6 protein-coding genes and 1 pseudogene are annotated in these 6601 nt (G+C 60.3%); 3 read left to right on the top strand and 4 right to left on the bottom strand.

Translation table 11 applies throughout. The features are described 5' to 3' along the window. Positions 1-241, bottom strand: a pseudogene (locus BLR34_RS01870) (ISH3 family transposase); the annotation flags it as partial. A gap of 176 nt (positions 242-417) precedes the next feature. Here BLR34_RS01870 and BLR34_RS01865 point away from each other — a divergent pair. Beyond that, on the top strand, positions 418-915 hold the full coding sequence (locus BLR34_RS01865; protein WP_092698836.1) for a hypothetical protein: 498 nt from the start codon (positions 418-420) through the stop codon (positions 913-915). 1 nt (position 916) lies between these two features. Continuing rightward, complete coding sequence (locus BLR34_RS17485) at positions 917-1864, top strand: DapH/DapD/GlmU-related protein (protein ID WP_092698834.1); 948 nt, start codon at positions 917-919, stop codon at positions 1862-1864. A 27-nt stretch (positions 1865-1891) separates the two neighbouring features. On the opposite strand, the gene BLR34_RS01855 is transcribed toward BLR34_RS17485, so the two are convergent. From BLR34_RS01855 to BLR34_RS01845, 3 genes are all read right to left on the bottom strand, one after another. Continuing rightward, complete coding sequence (locus tag BLR34_RS01855) at positions 1892-2929, bottom strand: glycosyltransferase family protein (RefSeq protein WP_092698832.1); 1038 nt, start codon at positions 2927-2929, stop codon at positions 1892-1894. A 139-nt stretch (positions 2930-3068) separates the two neighbouring features. Further along, positions 3069-3992 carry an SDR family oxidoreductase gene (locus BLR34_RS01850; protein WP_092698829.1) on the bottom strand — a complete coding sequence of 308 codons (924 nt, stop codon included), beginning with the start codon at positions 3990-3992 and terminating at the stop codon, positions 3069-3071. 52 nt (positions 3993-4044) lie between these two features. Continuing rightward, complete coding sequence (locus tag BLR34_RS01845; protein WP_092698827.1) at positions 4045-5310, bottom strand: nucleotide sugar dehydrogenase; 1266 nt, start codon at positions 5308-5310, stop codon at positions 4045-4047. Positions 5311-5418: 108 nt separating this feature from the next. On the opposite strand from BLR34_RS01845, the gene BLR34_RS01840 reads away from it, so the two are divergent. Beyond that, positions 5419-6600, top strand: a complete 1182-nt coding sequence (locus BLR34_RS01840) for a sensor histidine kinase (protein WP_092698825.1) — start codon at positions 5419-5421, stop codon at positions 6598-6600. Position 6601: the final 1 nt, after the last annotated feature.

The raw sequence follows: 6601 nt of genomic DNA, 5'->3' as shown, positions 1-6601 counted from the left end.
CAAACTGCTCGGTGAGATGTCCCCGGACGGTATTGGCGTGTGGCGAGTCGCCGGTCGTTTCGCAGACGTGGTTGATTGAGGTCCCGCCGGCGCTGGCGCCGGCGAGGACCTCGTACAACGTCTCTGTCGTGACCTTGACGTCATCACCGAGGTCTATCGCAAGCTCTTCGTCGAGGCTGTTGACGACAAAATTAAGCAGGTGCTCTTCCTCTATTTCGCTGTCTGCTTCGGGTTGTTGCACATCCTCCCAAAGCAGACACTTCCTCTAACCCGATGTGATCGACTGATTTTCAATAGAGCGAAAAATTCCCATTATTGGTAGTTCATCGGGGACTGAAGTATCGAGGGAGCCAACCCGGTTGTTCCTGTAGGTACCGTTGGATATATATGCGAGAGCAGGTAAGAAACGAGAGATAAATGGTGGAAATGAAACAAGTCGGGACAAACGTTATCGCAGAAGATTTCGAACACGGGGAGAACTTCGAGATCGGACATTTCAACGTTATCCACCCGGGGTGTGAGGTCGGCGACGACGTCCAGATACGGAGTCACGTCGAGCTCCGGCCGGACACGACAATCGGTGACGGCTGTTACATCGACAGCAACGTCCGGTCCTCGGGGGAGAACGAAATCGGCGACGACGTCACCCTGCGGTACGGTTCGATAATCGCTCGCGGGTGTGACATCAGGGACGGGTGTTACATCTGCCCGCAGGTGATGACGAACAACCTGAACCACAACCGGAATCCAGTCGGCGGAGCGACGGTCGGCGAGAACTGCTTCATCGGGACCCAGACCGTCCTGGGTGCCGGAATCGAAATCGTTCCCGAAGTGACGGTCGGTTCGTGCTCGCTGGTTACCAAGGATATCACTGAAGAGGGCGTCTACGTCGGTACCCCCGTCGAGAAGATGTGACATGAGCGGTCGGGCCTACTCGATAGCGGATGTTACAGGGGTCATCGAATCGGACTTCGACGTTATTTCGTCCGAAACTGACGTCACTATCGATAACGTCGACTCGATTTATACGGCTTCGAAAGGTGACCTGACGTTCTGTTCGAAAACAGGATCCCAAGCGCGCGAACTCCTGGACGAAACCGAATCAGGACTCGTCGTCACCTTCTTTGAGAACCGAGAGGCGTGTGAGGAAATCGACGACAAATCGTTCGTACTCGTGGCCCGCCCGAAACTAGAGTTCGGTCGGTGCGTAAAGGCGTTGTTCGGACGACCAGCACCGACGGGAGTCGACGACAGCGCGAAGATAGCGGAGGGGTGTGACATCGGGGAGGACGTGTACGTCGGGCCGAACGCGGTCATCGACGACGACGTGACCGTCGGAGACGGGACCCACGTCGGCGCCAACGCCAGAATCTATCACGGAACGCGTATCCGGGAGAACGTGAAGATCTACCCGGGCGCCGTCATCGGCGGCGACGGGTTCTCGTTCGATATCAACGAGCAGGGGGATATCGAGCCGTTCCCACAGATGGGAACGGTAACAATCGAGGACGGTGTCGTCATCGGGCCGAACACGACCGTTATGCGGGCAACGCTGGAGTCGACGGTGATTCGGGAGGACGCGAGAATCAACGGACAGGTACAGGTCGGTCACAACGTGGAGATTGGCCGCCAGTGTGTCGTCAATCCACAGAGTATCGTCTCCGGCAGTGTCACCCTGAAACAGTGCTGCTGGATCTCGCCCGGCGTGTCGATAAAGCAACATACGGTCGTCGGGGAGCGGGCGCTGGTCGGGCTGGGAGCGGTCGTGACCGAGGACGTCGAGGACGGAGCGATAGTCGTCGGCGTACCGGCGAAACCCGTAAACGCCTCCCACGGAGGGATTCCGTTGCCGACGCCCGAGTGAGAGAATCGAGGACGGCGGTACTGGAGCCTATCGGTCGAGCAGTTCACGAAAGACGTCGTAGTACTGTTGGGCGATACTATCCCAGGAGTTCTCTTTCGCTGTCCGCTGTAACGCACTCCCGTCCGCGGGAATAGACTCGGGTTCGGACCGAAGCGTATCGAGGGCGTCGGCAATCGCCTCCGGCGTCGGCTCGATGAAGTGAATCTCCTCGTCGGAGAAAAATTCCTGGCGCTTCCCGGGGATTCCCAGTACGGAAAGCCCTGCAGCGCCGTATTCGAGCAGTTTGAGGGGTCGTTCGCCGTGCGTCAACGAGAAGCCGACGTCGGCAAACGAGAGGTAGCCGGCGACGTCCTCGTGAGGAACCACACCGCCATAGTGGATGTTACTCTCCGAGGATGCCGCCTGCTCAACCAAGTCAGCATGCTCTCCCTCCTCGCCGAGGAAGAGGAACTCCCAACGTGGACACTGCCGTGCCGCATCGAGTATCTCGGGAATGTGCTGTTGTTTCGTGAACCCGCCAATGTAGATGGCCAGCGGGGCAGAGACGTCCATGCTAATCGACGCCAGTTGTTCGCTGGCCCGGTCGACGACGGCCGGGTCGGGGTCGGCGAACCGCTCGTACCAGACGGAATTACGCGCGAGGTAGCCGTCAATTCCACGCTGGCGCGCTCGGTTGAGCACGCGTTGTTCGACGAAGAAACAGGCATCTGCGCGTGCGAGTACCTTCCACTCGTACCACCTGAAAAAGCGGAAGACGGGCCGTGGGAGGTCGGCCTCGACGCGATCTATCGGCTCGGTAACTTCGGCGACGAACGGGACACCCTCGAGTCGTGAGAGAAGATGCCCGTAATAGACCCCGACTCGAACGGTGCCGACGACGAGGTCGTAGTCACCGGTCAGGGCCGTTCGTATCGCCTCGGCTGCGTCCGTGCCGCTGGCGTTTACAATGTCGACCGACACGCCGCGGTCGATTAGTCCCTCTTGGATGCGCTCTCGACGGGTACTGATATGTGTTCCGACGGTCGGCCGGAGCCAGAGAACCCGAATATCGGCATCTGTCCTCATGTTATATCGTGTCCGTCATCGCCAGAGAGATACTTGTCCGCATGGTTCGCTCACCCGGAGTTTTCGGGCGATGGTTACCAATGTTCCGATTGGTGACAACACGGGCGTGCGGTCAGACCGGCCGCGTCGCCATGGCCACTCACCGGAACCACTCGACAGTCCGCTCTAGCCCTTCTTCGAATCCGACTTCGGGCTCGTAGCCGAGCAACTCCTCGGCCTTGGAGATGTCCGCGTGTGAGTGCCGGACGTCACCGGGACGCGGGTCGTCGTAAATCGGGTCGATATCGGTTTCGAGTAGCGCGTTCAATGCCTCGACCAGTTCGTTGACGGTCGCACGGCCGCCACAGGCAGCGTTGAATACGTCGCCGGTCACGTCTTCCTCGGCTGCGAGGACGTTCGCCTGAATCACGTTGTCGATATACGTGAAATCACGAGACTGCTCGCCGTCACCGTAGATGACCGGTCGCTCGCCGTCGAGCATGAGGTTGATGAACTTCGGAATGACCGCCGCGTACTCGCCGGCAGGGTCCTGGCGTGGCCCGAAGACGTTGAAATACCGCAGTGCCACGGTATCGAAGTCATAGAGGTCACTCGCCTGCATCGCGAGTTGCTCCGTGTAGTACTTCGAGAGCGCATACGGTGACTCGGGACTGGCCTCCATCGACTCGACCTTCGGGAGGTCGGTCGTCGAGCCGTACACCGACGACGAGGAGGCGACGACGACGGTGTCGACGCCGGTATCCCGGGCCGCGTCGAGCAGCGTTGCGGTCCCGGTGCAGTTGGCGTCGGTCGAGGTGACAGGGTCGTCGACACTGCGAGGTACCGACGGGACAGCCGCCTGGTGAAACACGTAGTCGACGCCGTCAAGCAACTCGGCGAGGAGGTCCGCGTCACGAACGTCCCCCTCGGTAAAGGAGACGCCATCGTCGAGTGCATCGATGTTCGACCGGCGGCCCGTCGCGAAGTTGTCGATACCGCGAACCTCGTAGCCGCGGTTGAGCAGTGCGTCGGCGAGCGAGGAGCCGATGAAACCGGCCATACCAGTGATGAGCGCAGTCGGCATACGAGAGGATGTACACCGACGCAGGGTTGAATGTATCGGCTTTGGCTGGTTGTTATAGCTGGATGACGTGGTCCTCGTCGAACTCCTGGGTCGCGTTACGCGTATCGAAGACGAAGTCGGCGTGCTCGACGACGGTATCGAGATCGAGTTCCGTATGGTCGGTGACGAGGACGACACAGTCGGTCTCGGACAGCCGCTTTTCTGTCAGTGGGACCGACTCGTAGGTCTCGCCGAGTACGTCGAACTCGGGGACGTAAGGGTCGTGGTAGGTGATGTCGGCATGCCAGTCCTCGAGTTTCGAGATAATATCGAGGGCAGGCGACTCCCGCGTATCCGAGACGTCGGGCTTGTAGGCGACACCCAACACCAGTACCTCCGCGTTCGAAAGTGCGGTGCCGCGCTCGTTCAACTGTTCGACGACGCGCTGGACGACGTGGGTCGGCATCTCGCGGTTGACTGTGTCTGCGAGGTCGATAAAGCGCGTGTCGATACCCTGCTGGTCCGCTTTCCAGGACAGATAGAACGGGTCAATCGGGATGCAGTGTCCACCCAGCCCCGGACCGGGGTAGAAGGACATGAAGCCGAACGGTTTGGTGGCCGCCGCGTCGATGACCGACCAGATGTCCACGTCGAGCTCGTGGGCGACCTGTGCGAGTTCGTTTATCAGACCGATGTTGACCGCGCGGAACGTGTTTTCGAGCAGTTTGACGAGCTCTGCTTCGGTCGCGGAGTTGACCCGGACCACCTCGTCGAACACCTGCTCGTAGACAGCCTGTGCGTGGTCGCCGCAGTCGTCGGTAACGCCACCGAGAACTTTCGGAATCTCTGTCGGCCCGTACTCCTCGTTTCCGGGGTCGATTCGCTCCGGCGAGAACGCCAGGTAGATGTCCTCGCCAACGGTAACGCCGTTGTCCGCGAGCGTCGTCCCAACGACTTCACGCGTCGCGCCCGGATACACCGTCGATTCGAGGACGACCGTACAGCCTGTCGGTAACACCGGTGCGAGGCGTTCGGCCGCATCGACGACAAACGAGAGGTCAGGCGAATCAGTTTTTCGAAGTGGGGTTGGGACGCAGATAGAGACCGCATCGACGGACGAGAGGGCCTCGTACTCGGTGGTAAACTGCAAGCCGTCGCCGAGTGCTCGCGCAAGCGACTCGTCGTCGATATCGTTGACTGTCGAGTTTCCACGCCGCAACTGGTCGACTGTCTCGGCGTCGACATCGACACCAGTTACGTCGAATCCCGCATCTGCCATCGCAAGCGAGAGTGGTAGTCCGACGTAGCCGAGTCCGATAACCCCGACTTGCGTTGTCATACTCGCCTGAACGGCTCTGCGTGGTTTTAGTTCGTCGGTCTGGGCCAGCGAACCCGGAGAAACCGCGGATATTTACCCGTCGACCCGGAATCGAAGATAACGACTGCCGTGACAAAAAGAGAGTTCCGAGCACCCGGGACACCGACACAGCAGGGATATCTCGGGCTCGCTCTGGTCGTCGGCACCGGGCTTGCCACCTCGTGGTTCGCACTGTCACACGCCGCCCAGACGCAGTTCGGTGCCGTCGAGGCGGCCTACGTGTTCACACCGGTGGTAGTTAGCATCGCGCTGGTCGTTACCGGACTGTTGCTCTGGACGGCCGACTTCGACGGCCCCGAGATGCTCCGCATCGGCGCCGGCGTCTTCGCCGGGATGATAACGTTCGGGCTACTCGTCACCTGGACAGTCACCCACGAGTTCATACGCGGTGACTCGCTGGCACACGCCCCCTTCGTGACCGTCAACAGCATGAGCGTCGGGGGGTTCGTCGGGCTCGTTCTCGGCTGGCTCGACGCCCGGAACCGTCGTTACGAGGCGAAACTACGCGAAGAACGGAACAAGTTCAAGCGCCAAACCGAAGAACTCGACGAGTTTGCGGCTATCGTCTCACACGACCTCCGAAATCCACTGAACGTCGCCACGCTCGAAGTAGAGCGTGCGAAGACGACCGCAGCAGACGACACTGCACAGACACTCGCGGACGTATCAGAGTCGCTCTCGCGGATGGAGCGAATCGTCGACGACGTGTTGACGATGGCCCGTGAGGGCAACGCAATCGGTGACCTCACTGCGACATCGGTCGAAGAGGTGGCGAAGTACTGCTGGGGGAACGTCGAAACCGGACCGGCGACGCTCCAAGTCCTCGACAGCACGACAGTTATGGCTGACCGGAGCGCGCTCGAACACGTCTTCGAGAATCTGTTTCGAAACGCCGTCGAACACGGCAACAAAGACAGTACCGCGACAGAGACCGACTCATCCGCCACGACACCGAGGCCACAGGACGAGAAACTGACGGTCCGGGTCGGGACAATCGAAGGTGGATTCTACGTCGAAGACACAGGTGTGGGCATTCCAAGAGACCTCCAGTCGAGCATCTTCGAGTCGAGTGTGACGACACGAGCGAACGGAACCGGGTTCGGCCTCAGTATTGTCCAGAAGCTGGCAGCCGCACACGGTTGGACTGTCCGGGCGACCGACAGTGACGACGGCGGCGCACGGTTCGAGTTTACTGAGGTCGAACGGGCCGTCGAACCCTCCGAGGAGAGCTGGCTCGCCGACCTCGATTGAG

This window comes from Halovenus aranensis (assembly GCF_900100385.1).
Taxonomy (GTDB): domain Archaea; phylum Halobacteriota; class Halobacteria; order Halobacteriales; family Haloarculaceae; genus Halovenus; species Halovenus aranensis.
The sequence above is the reverse complement of the archived record's forward strand: the minus strand, read 5'-3'. Positions and strand labels throughout refer to the sequence as shown.

Coding starts and splice junctions, on each gene's coding strand:
- BLR34_RS01865 (WP_092698836.1), top strand. CDS start 418: ATGGTGGAAATGAAACAAGTCGGGACAAACGTTATCGCAGAAGATTTC.
- BLR34_RS17485 (WP_092698834.1), top strand. CDS start 917: ATGAGCGGTCGGGCCTACTCGATAGCGGATGTTACAGGGGTCATCGAA.
- BLR34_RS01845 (WP_092698827.1), bottom strand. CDS start 5,310: ATGACAACGCAAGTCGGGGTTATCGGACTCGGCTACGTCGGACTACCA.
- BLR34_RS01850 (WP_092698829.1), bottom strand. CDS start 3,992: ATGCCGACTGCGCTCATCACTGGTATGGCCGGTTTCATCGGCTCCTCG.
- BLR34_RS01855 (WP_092698832.1), bottom strand. CDS start 2,929: ATGAGGACAGATGCCGATATTCGGGTTCTCTGGCTCCGGCCGACCGTC.